Source organism: Salinibacter ruber DSM 13855, assembly GCF_000013045.1.
GTDB lineage: Bacteria > Bacteroidota > Rhodothermia > Rhodothermales > Salinibacteraceae > Salinibacter > Salinibacter ruber.
Map to the genome: position 1 here is coordinate 466,115 of NC_007677.1, position 16,601 is coordinate 482,715.

General features: G+C 66.5%; 10 protein-coding genes. 4 read left to right on the forward strand and 6 right to left on the reverse strand.

Translation table 11 applies throughout. From position 1 onward, the window contains the following. Nucleotides 1-222 precede the first annotated feature (222 nt). The 4 genes from SRU_RS01885 to SRU_RS01900 all read right to left on the reverse strand — a co-directional run bounded on the left by SRU_RS01885 (nucleotide 223) and on the right by SRU_RS01900 (nucleotide 8,257). Entirely contained in the window at nucleotides 223-1,611 is a 1,389-nt protein-coding gene (locus tag SRU_RS01885) for a nicotinate phosphoribosyltransferase (RefSeq protein WP_011403127.1), read from the reverse strand. Nucleotides 1,612-1,752: 141 nt separating this feature from the next. Then, nucleotides 1,753-4,563, reverse strand: coding sequence for a zinc-dependent metalloprotease (locus SRU_RS01890; protein WP_237701846.1), 2,811 nt, complete (start codon nucleotides 4,561-4,563; stop codon nucleotides 1,753-1,755). Between the two features lie 284 nt (nucleotides 4,564-4,847). Further along, nucleotides 4,848-5,372 carry a GbsR/MarR family transcriptional regulator gene (locus tag SRU_RS01895; protein ID WP_011403129.1) on the reverse strand — a complete coding sequence of 175 codons (525 nt, stop codon included), beginning with the start codon at nucleotides 5,370-5,372 and terminating at the stop codon, nucleotides 4,848-4,850. Between the two features lie 584 nt (nucleotides 5,373-5,956). Next, entirely contained in the window at nucleotides 5,957-8,257 is a 2,301-nt protein-coding gene (locus SRU_RS01900; protein WP_112902975.1) for an IGHMBP2 family helicase, read from the reverse strand. A 318-nt stretch (nucleotides 8,258-8,575) separates the two neighbouring features. On the opposite strand from SRU_RS01900, the gene SRU_RS01905 reads away from it, so the two are divergent. The 4 genes from SRU_RS01905 (at nucleotide 8,576) to SRU_RS15385 (ending at nucleotide 13,139) form a co-directional block, all read left to right on the forward strand. Further along, on the forward strand, nucleotides 8,576-11,557 hold the full coding sequence (locus tag SRU_RS01905; protein ID WP_112902977.1) for a TonB-dependent receptor: 2,982 nt from the start codon (nucleotides 8,576-8,578) through the stop codon (nucleotides 11,555-11,557). A gap of 69 nt (nucleotides 11,558-11,626) precedes the next feature. Further along, the gene (locus SRU_RS15375) at nucleotides 11,627-11,968 is read left to right on the forward strand and encodes a hypothetical protein (RefSeq protein ID WP_237701847.1); all 342 of its coding nucleotides are present in this window, start codon (nucleotides 11,627-11,629) and stop codon (nucleotides 11,966-11,968) included. Between the two features lie 206 nt (nucleotides 11,969-12,174). Then, on the forward strand, nucleotides 12,175-12,666 hold the full coding sequence (locus SRU_RS15380; RefSeq protein ID WP_237701848.1) for a histidine kinase dimerization/phospho-acceptor domain-containing protein: 492 nt from the start codon (nucleotides 12,175-12,177) through the stop codon (nucleotides 12,664-12,666). Further along, nucleotides 12,603-13,139 carry a sensor histidine kinase gene (locus tag SRU_RS15385; RefSeq protein WP_237701849.1) on the forward strand — a complete coding sequence of 179 codons (537 nt, stop codon included), beginning with the start codon at nucleotides 12,603-12,605 and terminating at the stop codon, nucleotides 13,137-13,139. Before SRU_RS15380 ends, SRU_RS15385 begins: the two co-directional genes overlap by 64 nt. Before the next feature lie 628 nt (nucleotides 13,140-13,767). Here SRU_RS15385 and SRU_RS01915 read toward each other — a convergent pair. After that, nucleotides 13,768-15,387 (reverse strand): sodium:solute symporter, encoded by a 1,620-nt coding sequence (locus tag SRU_RS01915; RefSeq protein WP_112902979.1) that lies wholly within the window; start codon nucleotides 15,385-15,387, stop codon nucleotides 13,768-13,770. Nucleotides 15,388-15,648: 261 nt separating this feature from the next. Then, nucleotides 15,649-16,596, reverse strand: coding sequence for an IS982 family transposase (locus SRU_RS01920; protein WP_011403135.1), 948 nt, complete (start codon nucleotides 16,594-16,596; stop codon nucleotides 15,649-15,651). Nucleotides 16,597-16,601 lie beyond the last annotated feature (5 nt).

A 16,601-nucleotide genomic window follows, 5' to 3' on the forward strand; every position in this document is an offset into this window, starting at 1 on the left:
CCAGTGCCCGCGCTGCCCTCTTCCAGTCTCTCGTTCTCCTACGCTCCCCCATGTTCGTCGTGGACGCCGGACCGTGAACGTCGTGTCGACCTATTTTCGCCGCCCACCGCGAGGGGCCCGTCCGTAATCTCGGGCCGGCGCCTCGCGATGGGAAGGCCGAGTCCGTTGGGCCTTCGCCCCTTTCGCCCCGGGAGAAGCGAGACAGAGAACGCGAACCTGCCGCTACGCGGCTTCGGCGGCCATCGTTTCCGCCAGGGCGTCGCGGGTGTCCGCGACCCGTTTCTCCAGGGCGTCGCTGAGAACGACGTCGTAGTCCTCCGGGTTGGCGGTGGGAGCGCGGAGGCGAGACGGCAACTCGTCCAGCCGCGCCGCCGCGTGCTCCCGGATTGCCGACAGGGGACGCGGGGCCCCGGCCTCGGTCCGCTTCCCGTCGGCCATGACGCGTTCCAGCAGCGGCGCCCCGTTCGTCTGCTCGTCCTCGGTCGCGATGACGTCCCGGACGGCCGTGCCGTCCTCGTACTGGCGGACGACCTGCTTTCGCCCCGGTAGGTTCGACTTCTCGGGGGCGAGCTTCATGCGGGGCGTCCCGGCGTACCCGGATAGCTTGTAGGCGGTATCGAGGGCGGGCTGGTCGGCGGACGTGCCCATCCGGGTGCCGACCCCGAAGCCGTCGATGGGGGCGCCGCGGTCGAGGAGGTCCGCGATCGTGTGCTCGTCGAGCCCCCCGCTGGCGAAGATCATGACGTCGGCAAGGCCGGCCTCGTCGAGCAGGGTACGGGAGGAGCGGGCCAGCTCCGCAAGGTCGCCCGAGTCGAGCCGGATGCCGCGCACCTGCACCTCGTCGCCTGTCTCGTTCATCAGGTCGATTACCTTGCGCACGCCGTCGAGCGTGTCGTAGGTGTCGACCAGCAAAATCGTCTCCGGGTAGAGCGCCGAGAAGGCGCGGAAGGCCTCCACTTCCGAGTCGTGCGCCTCGACGTAGCTGTGGGCCATGGTGCCGGTGACCGGCAGGTCGTAGGCCTGGCCGGCGGCCACGTTGGAGGTGGCGTCGATCCCCGCGACGTACGCCGCGCGGGCGCCCTTCACCGCCGCGTCGGTGCCGTGCGTCCGACGCATGCCGAAGTCGGCCACGATCCGGTCCTCTCCATCGAGCTGGGCGGCCTCGACGATCCGGCTCGCCTTCGAGGCAATCGTCGTCTGGAACGTAATCTGATTCAGGAGAAACGTCTCCGCGAGCTGGGCCTCCCCGATGGGGGCCACAACCTCCACCAGCGGCTCGTCGGGGAAGACCGGCGTGCCCTCGGGCACGGCGTACACGTCGCCGGTAAACTCGAAGTCGGCCAGCCAGTCGAGGAATGCGGGCTCGAACGGGTCCTGCGTGGCGAGGTAGTCGAGTGCCGCCTCCGAAAACGAAAGCGTCTCCAAGAATTCCAGCGCCTGCTCAAGCCCACAGGCCACCAGGTAGTGCCGGTCTTTCAGGCGGCGCACGAAGAGGTCGAACACCGCCGGCTCGTCCATGTCCTCCCGCCAGTAGGCCTGCAGCATGGTGAGCTGGTAGAGGTCCGTGTACAGCGCGGACGTGTCCGGGCGGAGCTGATCGTCGAACGGCATGGGGGGAACAAAGGGGGATTGCGCGAGGGAGGGAAGGCGTTGGGAGTTGAGCGTTTAGGGGGAAGGGGTGGGGGGCTGGCTCCACGGAATGCTCGATTGTCCCCACAGAACCCTCAACGCAAAACCCCACCCCTCAACACCCTATGGGCTCAGGTCCAGCGATGCGTTCAGGGCCCGGTCGATGCGGGCCTGCGTCTCGGACAGGTGGGCCCGTGTCTCCCGCTTCAGACCGGGAGTGCCCAGGGCGGTCTCGATCTGGTCGGACAGCTCGGTCAGCTCCAGCCGTGCCACCGAGCGGACATCCTCGGGGGCGTCGATCTGGTCGATGCCGGCCGTGGTGATGGTGATCCAGCTGGTGGTGCCCATCATGAGTTCAATCAGCATGTCGGCGTAGGTGCGCTGCAGCGGCCGCCGGAACGAATTGATGGGGGCGGGCTGGGGGCCGGCCGTGTCGAGCTCGCTCCAGATGGCGTCGGTCATTGTCCGGAAGAGGGCGCCCGGTGCGTACCCGGCGCCGTCCGGGGTGCGGGCCTGGGCGTCGATCATGCGCTGCAGGCGGGCCGGGTGGAGCAGCTCGCGGAGCAGGTTGCGCTGTATGGTGTGGACGCGGCGGTGCACGGGGTAGTCGAGGGGAAGGCTCGGGGACGTGCCCCAGTGCGAGCGTCGGTTTGGGGCCAGCTTGTTGAGCCGTTCCGGGTCAAACTCGAAGGCGTCGGGGGCGAAGGCCTCGTCTACCAGCAGTTGTACGGCCTCGCGCTGCTCCTCCGCCGGTACGGGCCGAAGCGGGGGACGGGCGTCGGGCGTGCCCTTATGGTCGCGGGCCACGTAGCTGCCGCCCACAGTCTTCGTCACGGGACGAAGCGACCGGTACCGCTCCATGAGGAGGGCCGTGGTGGCCCGGCGGAGGGGGTAGTAGCGCTCGCCCGCCGAGACGAGCCGGTCGTCGAGCTTCGGCATCACCGTTTTCACGAGGGCCGCGCGGGTCTCGGCGAAGGCCATCGGGTCGCTGCCCAGCTCCCAGGCGTTCGTCAGCGGGTCGACGGCGTAGCCGCCCAGCCAGGTGTCCTCGTCGGTGCCGTAGCGGTGCGTCGGGTCGCTCGACGTGGCGGCAATCTTGTGGAGGCCCGCCGTCGCGGCGGTCGCCGTGTCGGCGAGGGGCCCGTTTCGGGTGAGGGCGCCGTCGTCGGATTGCTCGGCGATGGGCATGTACCCGTACTTGATGGCCCACTCGTCGTAGGGCCCCACGGTTGGGTTCCAGTAGTGGCCCTGCTCCTCCTCGTCAAGGGCAACGTTGACGGGGGCGTAGTCCATCACCGACAGGCTCACCCCGTGCTCTTCGGTGTAGCTCTCGTCGTGGAGCTCGTCGTTGGGGATGCCGGAGGAGGCCTTGAAGTTGTGCCGCAGGCCGAGCGTGTGACCGACCTCGTGCATGACGAGGTCCTTGATGGCCGCGCCGAGGTACTTGTCGGGCATGGACTCGCCGGGAGCGATGGCGCCTCGGGCGAGGAGGAGGGTTCGCTGCAGGCCGATCTGCTGTGCCATGCCGCGCTCCGCCCAGCAGGCCTGCCGGGCCAGCTCCGGCGAGAGCATCTTGCGGAGGGCCTTGGGGGTGCGGGACGACACCGGCCCCTGGGTGAGGGCGCCCGTGTCCGCGTTCGGGCCGGGGGTGATCTGGCTATAGGTGTTCTGCCAGCCGCGCACGAACGAGGAGGAGATGAGAATGTCGGCGTTCAGAATCTCGCCCGTCCGCGGGTCCGTCTGCGAGGGGCCGATGGCGTAGCCCATCTGGTGGGCCGCCGTCCACCGCACCGTGGAGTAGCGGATGTCCTCGGCGCTCCACGTGGAATCGTCCGGCGCGACCCGGGCCTCGACCGCGTTTTTGTACCCGGCGGCGCGGTAGGCCTCGTTCCAGGCCTCGATGCCCTGCTTCACGTACTCGCGGTACCGGTCGGGCACCGTGCGGTCCACGTAGTACACGATCGGCTCGGCCGGCTCCACGAGCTCGCCGCGCTTGTAGGCCGCGGTGTCGCTGGGCGCCAGGCGCCAGCGCTGCACGTAGCGGACGTAGGGGGTGGACGCCTGGTCTCGAGAAAAGTCCTTCACCGCGTCGACGAAGTAGCCCACCCGGTCGTCGGCGCGGCGTCGCTGCATTTTGGACTTCGGGAGTGCAAACAGGGAGTACCGCACGCCCACGGGCACGGCCCGGTAGTCGGGGACGGCCTCGCCTCCGATGAGCGGGGCGGACGAGCCCTGATAGGTAAGCGATACGTCGATCTCCGTGTTGGCGGGAAAGCCCCGGGCCTTCTTCACGTAGCTCTTTCCGCCCTGAAGGGTGGCCGGGGCCCCGCCAAAGTACAGGCTGAGCCGGTCGCCGATCTCGGGGTAGTCCGACGTCAGGAAGTCGGACACTTCAATCAGCAGGTGTCCGGTCGAGTCGTTGCGGCTGACGATGTCGAAGGCCTCGACCACGGAGTCCCCGGTGTTGTCGTTTAGGGACGTGCGCATCGGGCCCGCATCCGCCCGGAAGCGAACGTTGCGGTGGACGAGGTGCACGGAGCGGTTCACACGGCGGAACTGCATCAGGCGCGTGTCGCTGAGGGGCAGCCCGTCGTGTAGGTTGAAGACCCCTACGCCCTGGCTGACGTGGAGGGTGAGCCCGAACGGGTCGCCCATCCGTTCCGACGGAATCTCGGCGTAGAGCGTCCCGTCGTCTTTCTCGTGCAGGGGCAGAAACCCGTCGACTTTTCGGGTGCCCTCGAGCGTCTCGCCCCAGGGCTCGAATGGGTCGTCCTCGCCATCGTCCGCCCCCGCCGTCCCGTCGTCGTCGGTGGGCGGGGCGGCCTCGGTCGAGGGCCCGCCCGGCTCGTCGGCCGCGTCATCCGGGCGAACGTTCACCGTCGTGCATGCGGCGAGAAGGAGGGGGGCGAGAACAAGAAAGAGGAATCTGCGCATAGACGTCAAAGCGTGGGAGCGGGGAGGCCGCATCCACTGGACGACGGCGTCCTCCCGTCCGGGCCGGTGGGGGAGGCCGGCGCGCCGCTCGTAGGGGGCGGCCCGCACGAACTCACAGACCAGGCCCTCAGTGGCGGGCGGTCGAGAACTGAAGGGGATTGGCCTCGGGCCTCGTGGCCGGTCGCCCGGTCGTCAGGGGCCGAGGTGAAGCGTCCGTCCTCCCTCTCGCGGTGCCCCCGGAGCCCCGAATGGCGGGGACGAGGGCGTACGGGGAGGGGGCGGCACTACCGAGGGGTCACGGCTTCCTGGTTGGATTCCTCCCCCAGCTGCTCCTGCTTGACCTCCCACCAGCGCTCGGCGAAGTCTTCGAAGAACGACTCCATGAGGTCATAAAATGCCTCCATGTGCTCGAGGCTTCTCTTGGTCTTCTCGGTCTCGTCGCCCTCGGTGTCGATCCGGTTGAGGAAACGCTCGGCGATCGAGCGGTTTTCCCGAACCGTCTGCATGTTGAACTTGAAGTTGTTGAAGAAAATGTTGGGGTGAGATTCGTAGTAGTTCCGCCGGTTGTTCGGGCCCTCTACCTTGCGGACGTAGTCCATGTCGTCGAGCCGCCGCACGGAAATGGAGATGGGGCCCTTCGAGCGGTCAAGAATCTCGACCATGTCGTCGAGGGACACCGGCTCACTCTTCGTAAGCAGGAGCCCGACGATCAGCCCTTGCAGGCGCCGAAGGCCGTAGGACTCGTAGATGTTGCCGAACTTTTCGATCAGTTCTTTTTCGACTGGGGAGGGGGCTTTCGATTCGCTCATGTCTCAAATGGGAACGGTGATGAAGAAGGCCAGCCCGAGGACTGGCGGTCGGTGGGGCCTTATTTAGATGTTAAAGTCGTCGAATGGTTTGCGAGTTGACAATTTTTTCGGAGCCCAACGTTTTTTCGGGGCCACGAGCCGAAGCTGGGGGAGGCGTGTAGCATGGACGGCGGACGGGACCACGGCGCGTCCGACCCGCCCGCCAATGCCGAGCGTCGTCCCCGTCTGTTCGGGCAGGGCGTGGTGCGAAGCATCGTCTTTTTTTGCGAACAAAAACCGTGCCCTCTCAGAGACCGGGGGTGGTGCTCGGGATGTTGTCCAGAGGGACCGGGACGTGTTGTCCCGAAATGTGCCTTCATGAAGGCCGCGCGTTCGGGCCGTGCCGCCGGGCGGCCTCGGGCGGGGATACCGGGGATGCTGCACGGCGGGGCGGTGGGAGGACACCTGCGGCGGTCGCGCCCCTCATGTGATGAGCGGTGTGGTCGTGTCTCCGTGCCCGTGGCCCTGCGTGCCGCCCCGTCCATGGTTGGCGCCGCTGGCGTGGGCGTGCACCCGGCCGTGCACCCTGCGAGGAAGGTAAGGGGTCAGAGCGGGACCGCACGTCCGGTCGTCTCGGCGTAGCGAACGAACGCGCCGAGCACGTCTGCAGCCGCCACGGTGCTGGCGTCGCCCACCACCACGGCCTTGCGCTCGGCGCGGGTGACGGCCACGTTGAAGCGGCGCGGCTCGTCGAGAAAGCCGATCGCCCCGCGGTCGTTGCTGTGGACGAGCGAGAGCAGGACGATCTCCTTTTCCCGCCCCTGGAAGCCGTCGACCGTGTCCGTCTCGGGCCCGTCCGGGGCGAGAGCACGGTCAATGCGGTCGACCTGGTCGTCGTACGGGGAGATCACCGCGATGGCGGACGGGGCCACGCCCGCCTCCAACAGGGCCGTCGTCAGTTGGGCGATGAGGTCGGCCTCGCGGGGGTTCTCGCGGGAGTGGGAGCCGGAGCGCTGGTGCTCGGGGGCGTCGATCCCACTCGTGTCCACGAACACGAGGGACGCCTCCGGGTCGAGAATGGCGCGGCGCTCGTCGGCGGGGAGGGCGTGCTCGGGCACGCCGAGGTCGGCGAGCGTCCGGTGGCGTGCCGTGTCGTCCGCCTCCAGCCGCCCGTCGTAGAAGGTGCGGTTGGGGAAGCCCATGATCGTCTCGTGCATGCGGTATTGCCGGCGCAGCAGGCTCCGGATCGAGCCGGGCGCCTCGGGGGCCGTTTCGTGGTGGTGGGCGAGGCGCTCGAAGAGGGTGTGTCGGAGCCCACGTCGGGCGGCCTCCTGGTTTTGGATGGTGGGCGGGAGCTGCTTGTGGTCGCCCACGAGGACGGCGCGGCGGGCGTGCGTCATCGGGATCCAGCAGGAGGGCGCCGTGGCCTGCGTGGCCTCGTCGATCACGAGCGTGTCGAACGTGTGGCCGTCCAGCAGGTCGCTCCCGGCGGTCGAGTTGGTGCTGCACACCACGTCGGCGGCCCCCAGGACCTCGTCGATGGCTTCCTGCTCCAGCGCCTCGGCCTCGTCGAAGAGGGCATCGGCACGCTCCTGCAGCGCCAGCCAGGCCGCCATTTCCTCGATCCGCTCCGGCGGTACGCCCCGCGAGCCGCGGCCCTGCTCGGCCCGTTCCTTGATCTTGCGGTCGGACATGCCCCGGCGCCAGCGGCCGGAGGGCGCGGTGAGGTCCTCCTGCCGGTCGAGCACGGCAAAGGCCTTCTCCCGTTTCTGCTGAGACCGCCGATGGGTGTCGGTGTCCTCAATTTGGGCGTCGAGCGTGTGCGTCCGGAGGCGGTCATTCACGCGGGCGGGGTGCCCCAGCCGCACGACATCCGTCCCCTGTTCGGCCAGGAACGCGACCACGTTGTCGACGGCGGTGTTGGAGGCGGCGGTGGCGAGCACCGACTCGCCGCGGTCCACGCACTGCTGCAGGACCTCGGTGGCGGTGGTCGTCTTGCCGGTGCCGGGCGGGCCGTGGATCAGATGCACGTCGTCGGTCGCCACGGCCTTGCGGACCGCCCGTCGCTGGGCGTCGTTGAGGGCCGAATTGTGCCAGTCGTCGATCGGGGCGGGCTCGGTTGCGGCGGGTGACGCCACGCCGGTACTCACGTCGCGGAGCTGCTTGAGAGCACCATCGGCGGTGGGGAGCTTCGCCAGCGCGTCCTGCATGCGCTGGTAGGGGATGTCGTTCACGTAGAGGTCTACGCGCAGCCCAGAGACTACTTCCTCCCTGCGGTCGGGGCGCAGCCCCTTCCCGAACACCCAGCCGTCGGGCTTCGGGTCGAAGGAGGCCGTGATCGAGTAATTGGTCACCTGGGTGACGGTCCCGGTGGGGTTGTCGTCGCGGAGCGGGTCTGTCTTCGAGATCATCACGAGATCGCCCACGCGGATCTCGTGGTCGGGGAGGGGCTGGCCCTTCTGTTCGCGCATGAGCTTGACGTGGTGCCCGCCGAGGCCCTCGCCCTCGTCGCGGCCCCGCATGCGGAGCAGCGCGCGTCCCCGATCCTCGCGCTCCCGGCCCGAGAGGGTTTCAATCTCCCGCTCGTGGCGGCGCATCTCTTCCTCCCGCTCCAGTTCTACGAGGTCGGTCAGCCGGGTGGCGTACGCCCGGGCCGACTCGGTCTCCGCGTCGAGGAGCGCAATCGAGACCGTCGAGGTGCCGATGCGGCCGCCGTCGAGCGCCTGCACGATGCGGTCGGCCACGTCGGGGCGTACGTTCACCGTCGCTGTGTCGTCGTCGATGTCGATGGCCCCAATGGCGTCGGGCGCCACGTCCGCCTCGTTCGTGAAGGCGCCGACGATGTCGCTGGGGCCTTCGTCCGACGGTGGTTGGAAGTGCACGAGCAGTGTTGTCTCGTCGCTCATGGGGGAGGCTGTATTTGGGGCAAAGCCCGCGCGGGGATGCCGTACGCGCTTCCCAAAACGAGAGTTGCGGCGCGGGACGACCGGAACGGCCCGGGGAAAGGGCGAACCGGGACACCTGCCCGCCCTGCCCTCCGCTTCACTGGGGGGGACACTTTGGAAATGGAACCGTCAAGGTATCGAAATATGACGGTTCTATGGGCTTAATCTGGCGTTGGTATTTATGTGGTGCGGACGCGGGCGGTGTCGCGTCCGGTGTGGCGGTGCGTTCGCCGCGACACGCTCGTCCTACATGCCTCTTCACCAACACATACACTACGCATGTTTCGCAGGCATCGATACGTCCTCGTCGTACTCTTTCTCATTGGGGCGGCCACGCTCGCGTTTTCGGATGCCGCGGCCCAGTCGGCCGGGATTATTGAGGGCCAGGTCGTCGACACGGGCGACGGCTCCCCGCTGCCCGGCGCCAACGTGGTCGTGGAGGGCACGTCGATCGGGACGTCCACCGACCCCGACGGGCGGTTCCGGCTCACGAGCGTCCCGGCCGGCCCGCAGACCCTAACGGTATCCTTCGTTAGCTACAAGTCCAGCAGCACGACCGTCGACGTGGAGGCGGGCCAGGCCCAAACGGTCAATGTTGAGCTCGCCAGCGAGGTGCTGGAGGGAGAGGAGGTCGTCGTTCGTGGCCTTCGGCGGAGTCAGTTTCGGTCGATCAACCAGAAGCGACAGTCGCTCAATATCGTCGACGCCCTGGCGGCCGACCGCATCGGAAACCTGCCCGAGAAGAACATTGCCGAGGCCGTGCAGCGGCTGCCGGGCATCGTGCTCCGAAACGACCGCACGGAGGGCCGCTTCGTGTCCATTCGTGGCGGCGCGGCGAATCTCAACAACGTGACGCTCAACGGCAACACGCTCGCCTCCACCGCCGGCTCGCGGGCCACGGCCCTCGACCTGCTGCCGGCCGAGATGGTGTCGAACGTGGAGGTCACGAAGGCCGTCACGCCGGACATGCCCGGCAACGCCATCGGCGGCTCGATTGACATCAGCACGCTTTCGGCCTTCGACCGGGAGGGGGCCTTCGCCTTCGGCTCCGTCCGGGCGCTCTCACACGACCAGCAGGTGCCCGACCTCGGGGAGACGGCGTTTCCGTTCCGCGCGAACGTGACCGCCGGAACGAAGGTCGGCCCGGACGACGCCTTCGGCCTGTTGATCTCGGCCAGCGGCTCGCGCCGCGACTTTACGACCTCGGGGCTGAAGGGGGAGGGCTGGGGGGAGTTCTCCGGCGAGGGCAGCATCGACCTCCGCCCCGACTTTGGGGGCGCCGTCGTTCCGGAGGCGCAGGAGCAGATCGTAGAGCGCAACCGCCGTCGCCGCTTTGCGGTGAACGCCAGCCTTGATTGGCGCCCGAACAAGAACGTCGAGGTCTACCTCCGGCCCTACTACACGTTCACCGACGAGAAGAAGCTGGACAACGAGCTGGAGTACAACATGGTGTACGACCCGGAGGACTATCCGGGGGACCCGCGGCCGACCACGACCGAGTCCGGGGCCCGGTTCGCCCGCGGGTTCGGCTCGGTCGACCTCAGCGACACCGACGAGGAGGAGTCGCTCTGGGGCGGGAATCTCGGGGTCGAGCATCAGTTCGACGGGGCCGTCACCCTCTCGGCAAGCGGCTCCTACTCCCGCGGCGTGCTCGACCGTCGTCAGGAGGACGCCGAGTTCGAGACGCCGGAAACCACGCGGGCGTCGGGGGTTGCCGACATGGGGAACTTCCTGTTCGACTACTACCCGGAGAACCCCGACTACGTCGGCAATGGCGCCAACTACACCGCCAACGAGGTGGACCTCGAGTACAACGAGAACATCGAGAACACCTACGCGGCGCAGGCCGACCTCCGCGTTCCGTTCTCGTCCGCTGGCGTGTCCGGCTACGTCGAGACCGGGGGCCAGTTTCAGGCCCGCGACAAATCGATCGACGCGGCCGACACCGGGTACGACTACGTCGGGGGCGGCAGCCTCACGCTGGCCGACTTTGAGGCGCCCCGCGTGCAAACGGTGCAGGTGGGAAATGGCCTGATGCCGTTCGCCAACACCCAGGCGATGGTGGCCGACTTTCTCGGGGATCTCTGCAACCCGTCGACCGAGCAGCGCTTCGCCGGCGAGCGGCGCTGCCGGGCCTCCAACGCCGTCTACGAGCGCGTGGGGGCCGAGGACCTGGCCATCGCCGACATTGAGGACGACTCCGAGAACGCGGAGGCGATTTACGCCGGCTTCGCGATGGCCTCGGTCGAGGTGGGGGCCCTGACCGCCCTCGGCGGCCTTCGCGTCGAGCATACCTCCACCGAGACCGACCGCTTTCAGCTCCGGGAGGACGAGGAGTTCGACCCCGAGGAGGACGTGGTTCGGCAGACCTTCGAAAACGCCTACACGAACGTTCTCCCGTCCCTGCACCTGACGCTGCAGGCAACGGAGGCCCTGCAGCTGCGGGCCGCCTGGTCCAACACGATTGGACGGCCGGAATACGACGACCTTGGCGCCTTCAGCGAGGTCGAAATCGTCGAGGAAGGCGGCAATCTCTTGGCGAGCGTGAACGAGGGGAACCCGACCCTCGACCCGTTCACGGCCATGAATTTCGACCTCGCGGCCGAGTACTACTTCCCCAACGGCGGGCTGGCGTCGATCGGCGGCTTTCACAAGCGGATTGACAACGCCATCTACACGTTCAGCTCCGAGCAGCGGAACGTACAGGATCCCTTCGGCCAGGGACGCACGTTCGACCGCATCTCTCGATCGCAACTGCGGAACGCGGATTTGGGAACGGTAACCGGCGTGGAGATTGCCTACCAGCAGCCGTTCACCTTCCTGCCGGAGCCGTTCAACGCGCTCGGCCTCAACGCCAACACGACCCTCACCACTTCGGACGTGGACGTCCCGGAGTACGAGGACAGTCCCGCCCGGCCCGACTATTCCTTCTTCCAGCAGTCGGACCTGGTCTACAACATCATCCCCTACGTCCAGACCGGAGGCTTCGAGGCGCGTGTGGCGATCAACTACCAGGGCGAGTACCTGGAGGGCATCGACGGCAGCTCGCCGCTTGAGGACGAATACGTCGGCGACCGCACGACCGTGGACATCAACGCCACGTACCAGTTCCAGTCGGTGCTGGGGGAGCCGGAGCTGTTGCTGCAGGTGCAGAACATCACCAACGAGCCGGAGGTCTTCCAGACGGGGCGGGCCAAGAACCTCGGGTTCCACTACCGGAGCGGCCGCACCGTGACGGTGGGCCTCTCGACGGAATTTTAGGTCGACACGGCGCCCCACACTTGTCGTTCCTCACACGTCCCCTTCCCCGTCGCCGGGGGAGGGGGATGCATGTTTCTGCCCATCCTGCGGGAGGCGCAACGCCAACGCGCCGTTCCCAACGCCCTTTGCGGGAGCGGCCGCCTCGACGTGAAGCCCTGCAGGGCATCTCCAAACTACTACGGCAACCCCGGGTCCGGGGTCGTGGTGCCGGTGGGGAGGCACGGCACCCTCGCGGTGGCCTCCCAGGAGCCGCAGGCAATCGGGCCGTTCGACCGGCACCTGATCGAGGTGCTTGGGAGCTACGCGGCGGTGGTGCTCGATCAACTTGGACACGAGCAGAGCCTCCGGGAGCGACAGGAAAAGATCGAGGCCCTCTACGAGGCCACCCAGCGCCTGCTTACCGCCGAGTAATTCGAATCGGTGTCCACGCGCATCCACAAGTTGCTCGAAGACATCTTCGACTACCCCCTCCAGAACACGGGATTCGTGGACGGCGAGAGCATTGTCCTGGACCAGACCTCGGCCGAGCATGCAGTGGGCGTGCCGCCTCCGGAGCGCCGGTCGACGGACGGAGACAGTCTCTCCGCCCAGGCCTTGCGCGGGCCGGCAATACGGTCGTGGTCGACGATGCGGGCTCCCTGGACAACGATGTGGAGTACGGGGCGCTCCGCACCGCCACGGCGGTTCCCATCGGGGAATGGGGCGTTGTCGTCATCGGCAAAACAGAGGTGGAGGCCTTCGATCCATTCAATCTCCGCCTGATCGAGGTGCTGTCGGGCTACGCCGCCCTCGTGCTCAACCGGCTGGACCGGGAGGCAACCCTCCGCGAAGCGAAGGAGGAGGCCGAAGAGGCAAGCCGGATGAAGTCGGCCCTGCTCGCAAACATGAGCCACGAGATCCGAACGCCCCTCACCTCCATCATCGGGTTTGCCGAGGTGGTTGGCACCGAGACCAGCACACTCGACCTGCCGACGGGCAGCCCGCTGCCCGACTGTGCCGACCGGATTGAACAAGGGGGAAGCGACTTCTCGATACGCTTGAGGGGGTGCTCAACCTCTCGAAGCTGGAGGCGGGCCAGATGGAGCTTGACGCCGAACCGGTGCCCCTGATCTCGGAGGTCCAGCGGGTCGCCGAAGAGCTTCAACCGAAGGCCCGGGAGAAGGAAATCGACCTTCGGTTGGAGACGGAAAACGCGTGGGCGGAGGCCGACGAGGGGGGCGTGCAAATTATCGCGCGAAACCTGCTTTCCAACGCGATCAAGTACACCGAGGCCGATGGAACCGTCTGGGTTCGGAGCTACAGGGCGGACGGCCGTGCGGTGCTGGAGGTCGAAGACACCGGCATCGGGATGGCACCGGAAGCGGTCGACGATCTTTTTGAGCCGTTCCGACAGGCGTCCGAAGGGTTTAGCCGCGAGTATGAGGGGACGGGCGTGGGACTGGCGGTCACGAAGAGGGCGGCCGAAGAGATGGACGGGAGTGTCGACGTCGACACCGAAGAGGGAGAAGGAAGCCGATTCACGGTGCGGCTTCCGACGGCCGGAGGGGGAGAAGCGAGCGAGAATGGAGAGCGGACGCCCTGATCGCGAGGGCGGACCCGTCGGTTGCTCTCGCCGGCCGACCGGCCCAGGGAATCCGGCTCGTCTTTCCTCGACGGGTGGGCCCCTCGACTGGCAGGCCCCTTGACTGGCGAGGCGTCGCCTGCATGAGAGGGGCCTCGTCCCTTCGAACGGCCCGTCGCCGGAGGGTCCCTTTTGCCCCGGCAACTTTGTTCCGGCAACCAGAACCGCCCGGACGGACCGCCCCCCCATGCTCCTTCTGAAAATTAATGTTGTGTAATCGAAAGCGCTTGCGGCAAAACGACGGAGGGCACTTGGGGTTGTTGGACCCGGCACTGACTGGCAGGGGCGAACCGCAACGGCGGGGCGGTCGTCCCCCGAACGAATTCTTCTCACGATCAGAGGGCACGCCCCATGACACCTCTTCGACGCCTGGCTCCGACATGCCACGGCCGCTCACGTCACCGAGTACGGCGGGGACTGTCCGCACTACCGCACGCGGACGACGTGGACGGTCCGCGTTCTCGACGGCTACGTCCGTTGCCAGGCGTGCGGACACAGTCCACTTGAACGAAACGGCTCCGTGCCGACGTGAGGGACGACCGTATCTTGTGGCTTGCAGCCCGCCTCAGGAGGAAAGGGACGGCGGGCGTTACCAGAAAACGACCAGCATCACCGCCGTGAGGGCGAGCACCGTGGCCGCGTGGACCCGGTAGTTCTTGTACCAGGCCATTGCGGGGCCGGTCTCAAGCACCCGATTCGCCCAGGTCAGGTCGTCGATCTCCTCCTCGGCCGGGGGAGGGCCCAGTGTCAGCGAGAAGGCGACGAGCATTCCGAGGCAGAGCGCCGTGAGGATGCCGGCGATGATCGTAAAGTGGAGGTCGATCGGTGCGTCGGCAAACAGGAGGCCGTCCTGGGCACACAGGAAGACGGCAATCGAAAGGGCATGGCCCCCCAGCAGCGTCGCGAAGGCCCCGCTGCCGTTTGTGCGCGGCCAGAAGATCCCGAGCAGAAAGACGGCCACCACCGGCGGCACCAGGTACGAGAGGACGGACTGAATGTAGCTCCACAGGCCCGGAAACTCGCGAATCTGCGGGGCCCACACCGCCGCGAAGAGCATCAGGATGATCGTCGTAACGCGGCCAACCGTGCCGACCTGTTGAGGCGTAAGGTCCGGCCACCGGGGCTTGACGAAATCGATGGTGATGAGCGTGGAGGCCGAGTTGAGCGTCGAGTCGATGGTGGACATGATGGCGGCGATGAGGCCGGCCATGACGAGCCCCACAATGCCCACCGGCAGCAGGTCCGTCACGAGCGTGGGAAAGACCTGATCGGGGTTGCCAAGGTCCGGGTACAGTTGCAGGGCGAAGGCCCCGGGCAGCACCATGATGAAGAGGGGGAGCAATTTTAGGAGGCCGCCGAGCATGGCCCCCCATCGGGCGTTGTCTAGGTCACGCGCCCCCAGGATGCGCTGCACGATGTACTGGTTGAGGCCCCAGTAGTAGAAGCCGAGGATGGGCACGCCCACGAGCGTTCCGAGCCAGGGGAGCCCCTCGGCCCCCATCGGGCGCATCAACGATAGATGCCCCTCTGGCAGCTGCGCCGTGGCCTGCGCCCAGGAGAAGTCGAACTCGGCGAATGTGATGCCGGCGATAAAGACAGACCCCACCAGCAGAATGACGGCCTGCAGAATGTCGGTGTAGACGACGGCCGCGAGCCCGCCGGCGGCGGTGTACACGCCGGCAATGAGCGCGAGGATGAAGCACGTCACGTAGAAGTCCATCTCCGGTCCCATGCCCGGGATAAGGTCTGGGAAGAACGTTTTGATGACCAGCGTCCCGGCATAGATCCCACCCGCCGTGTCGATAATGACGCTCGTAAAGATCGTGAGCCCCGAAAAGTACTTCCGGGAGCGGACGTCGAACCGCTTTTCCAGGTACTCCGGAATGGTCGTGAGGCCCGACCGGATGAAGAAGGGGACGAAGAAGACGGCGATGAACACGAGCACAATCCCGGCCATCCACTCGTAGTTCGAGACCGCAATGCCCGTCCGGTAGGCGTCGCCGGCGAGCCCGATCAGGGTCGTGCTCGAAATGTTCGACGCGAAGAGCGAGAACCCAATGGTGCCCCACGTGAGCGTGCGCCCGGCGAGAAAAAGGTCCTCACCACTCTCGATGCGCTGGGCCACGACGTACCCGATGATCCCGACGACGGCGAAGTACCCGACGATGATGGCCAGGTCTAGGGGGGCGAGGGGAAAGTCCGGGGACATGGGGCGGAATGGGATTGGGGAAACGCCGGAGCGTTTGCAGGAAGCCGTAATGGTTTCGCGGCCGTTGATGTAAGCGGTTACGAAAAAGTAGCAAGGGCGAGGAAGGGACGCAAGATGCAGTCTCGTGTGGAGGATCCGGCCGTGGCCCCAATTTGCTCCGGGGCAGCGGGCAAGACGGGGGCAAGACCCCTCCCGCAACGCGTGTGTTTGACTGCGTGTGTCTGAGAACGGGCTGTGCTACATGTGCATCACATATGTCAGTCACCGATACAGGCTCTTCAGGGCCGTTCCAGGGCGCCCAAGGAGCTCGTTGGCCAAAAATCCAACCATGTAGGCCAGAAGCTTTGCCACCGTTCGCGTCATGATGCCCCACACCGATCGAGCTCGGGTTTCTTCCATCTGGAACTGATCCTGCAGTGAACCAAACACACTTTCTATTCGAGCCCGAAGGCCGCGGTGCCAGGCCCGGAGCGTAGCCTCTTCTCTAGAGGCGGCTTCCTTGCTACGTCGAAGGGCATACCAGAGCGCTCCCCCGTTTTTTCCAAAAAGCCCCGTGAGCCAGTCCCCGCAGTACCCGTTGTCGGCCAGGACGGGGCGCGCCTCTGAATAAAGGGCTGACTGCTTCTGCTGCCAGGCCGCTTCGACGTCAAGCAGATGCCCTTGGGCGCGACGCTCTCCGACGTTCGCTGGGCTGAGCACGAAGTCACAGATTGCTCCAGTACTTGACACAAGCAGATGGAGCCGAAACCCGAGGAAAAATTGCCGCTTCGAAGGAGAAAAACCGGCCTCAGCCGCCCAAATCGACATCTGCGCCGATTTCCAGCGGGGCGACTCGGCAGTGGTAATCGGTGCCGAATCCATCGAAAGCCACATCGCCAACAGGCGAAATCGGTTCATCAGACTGCGGAGCATCTCCCGCTGAATACCCATCAGGTTCTTGCGCCTGCGGTGATAACGAGAGCGGCTAATGAGACCTGGAAACAGGTGAAGGTAGTCCTTCTTGACCACCCGATGAAAGCTCAGTTCCGAGTCGTTGGAGCGTCCTTCCTGCATGATGGACAAGGTGATGACTTCCGAATCGGACAGGCCCATCTGGTTGGTACTCCTGCGGAACCGAACCCAGTCAGGGGCTACCTCAGGATAGAGGTCGTCAACAATGCAATAGAGAATCAGGAACAACTCTTCGGTCGAGAGGGTCGGTTCGATCATAACAG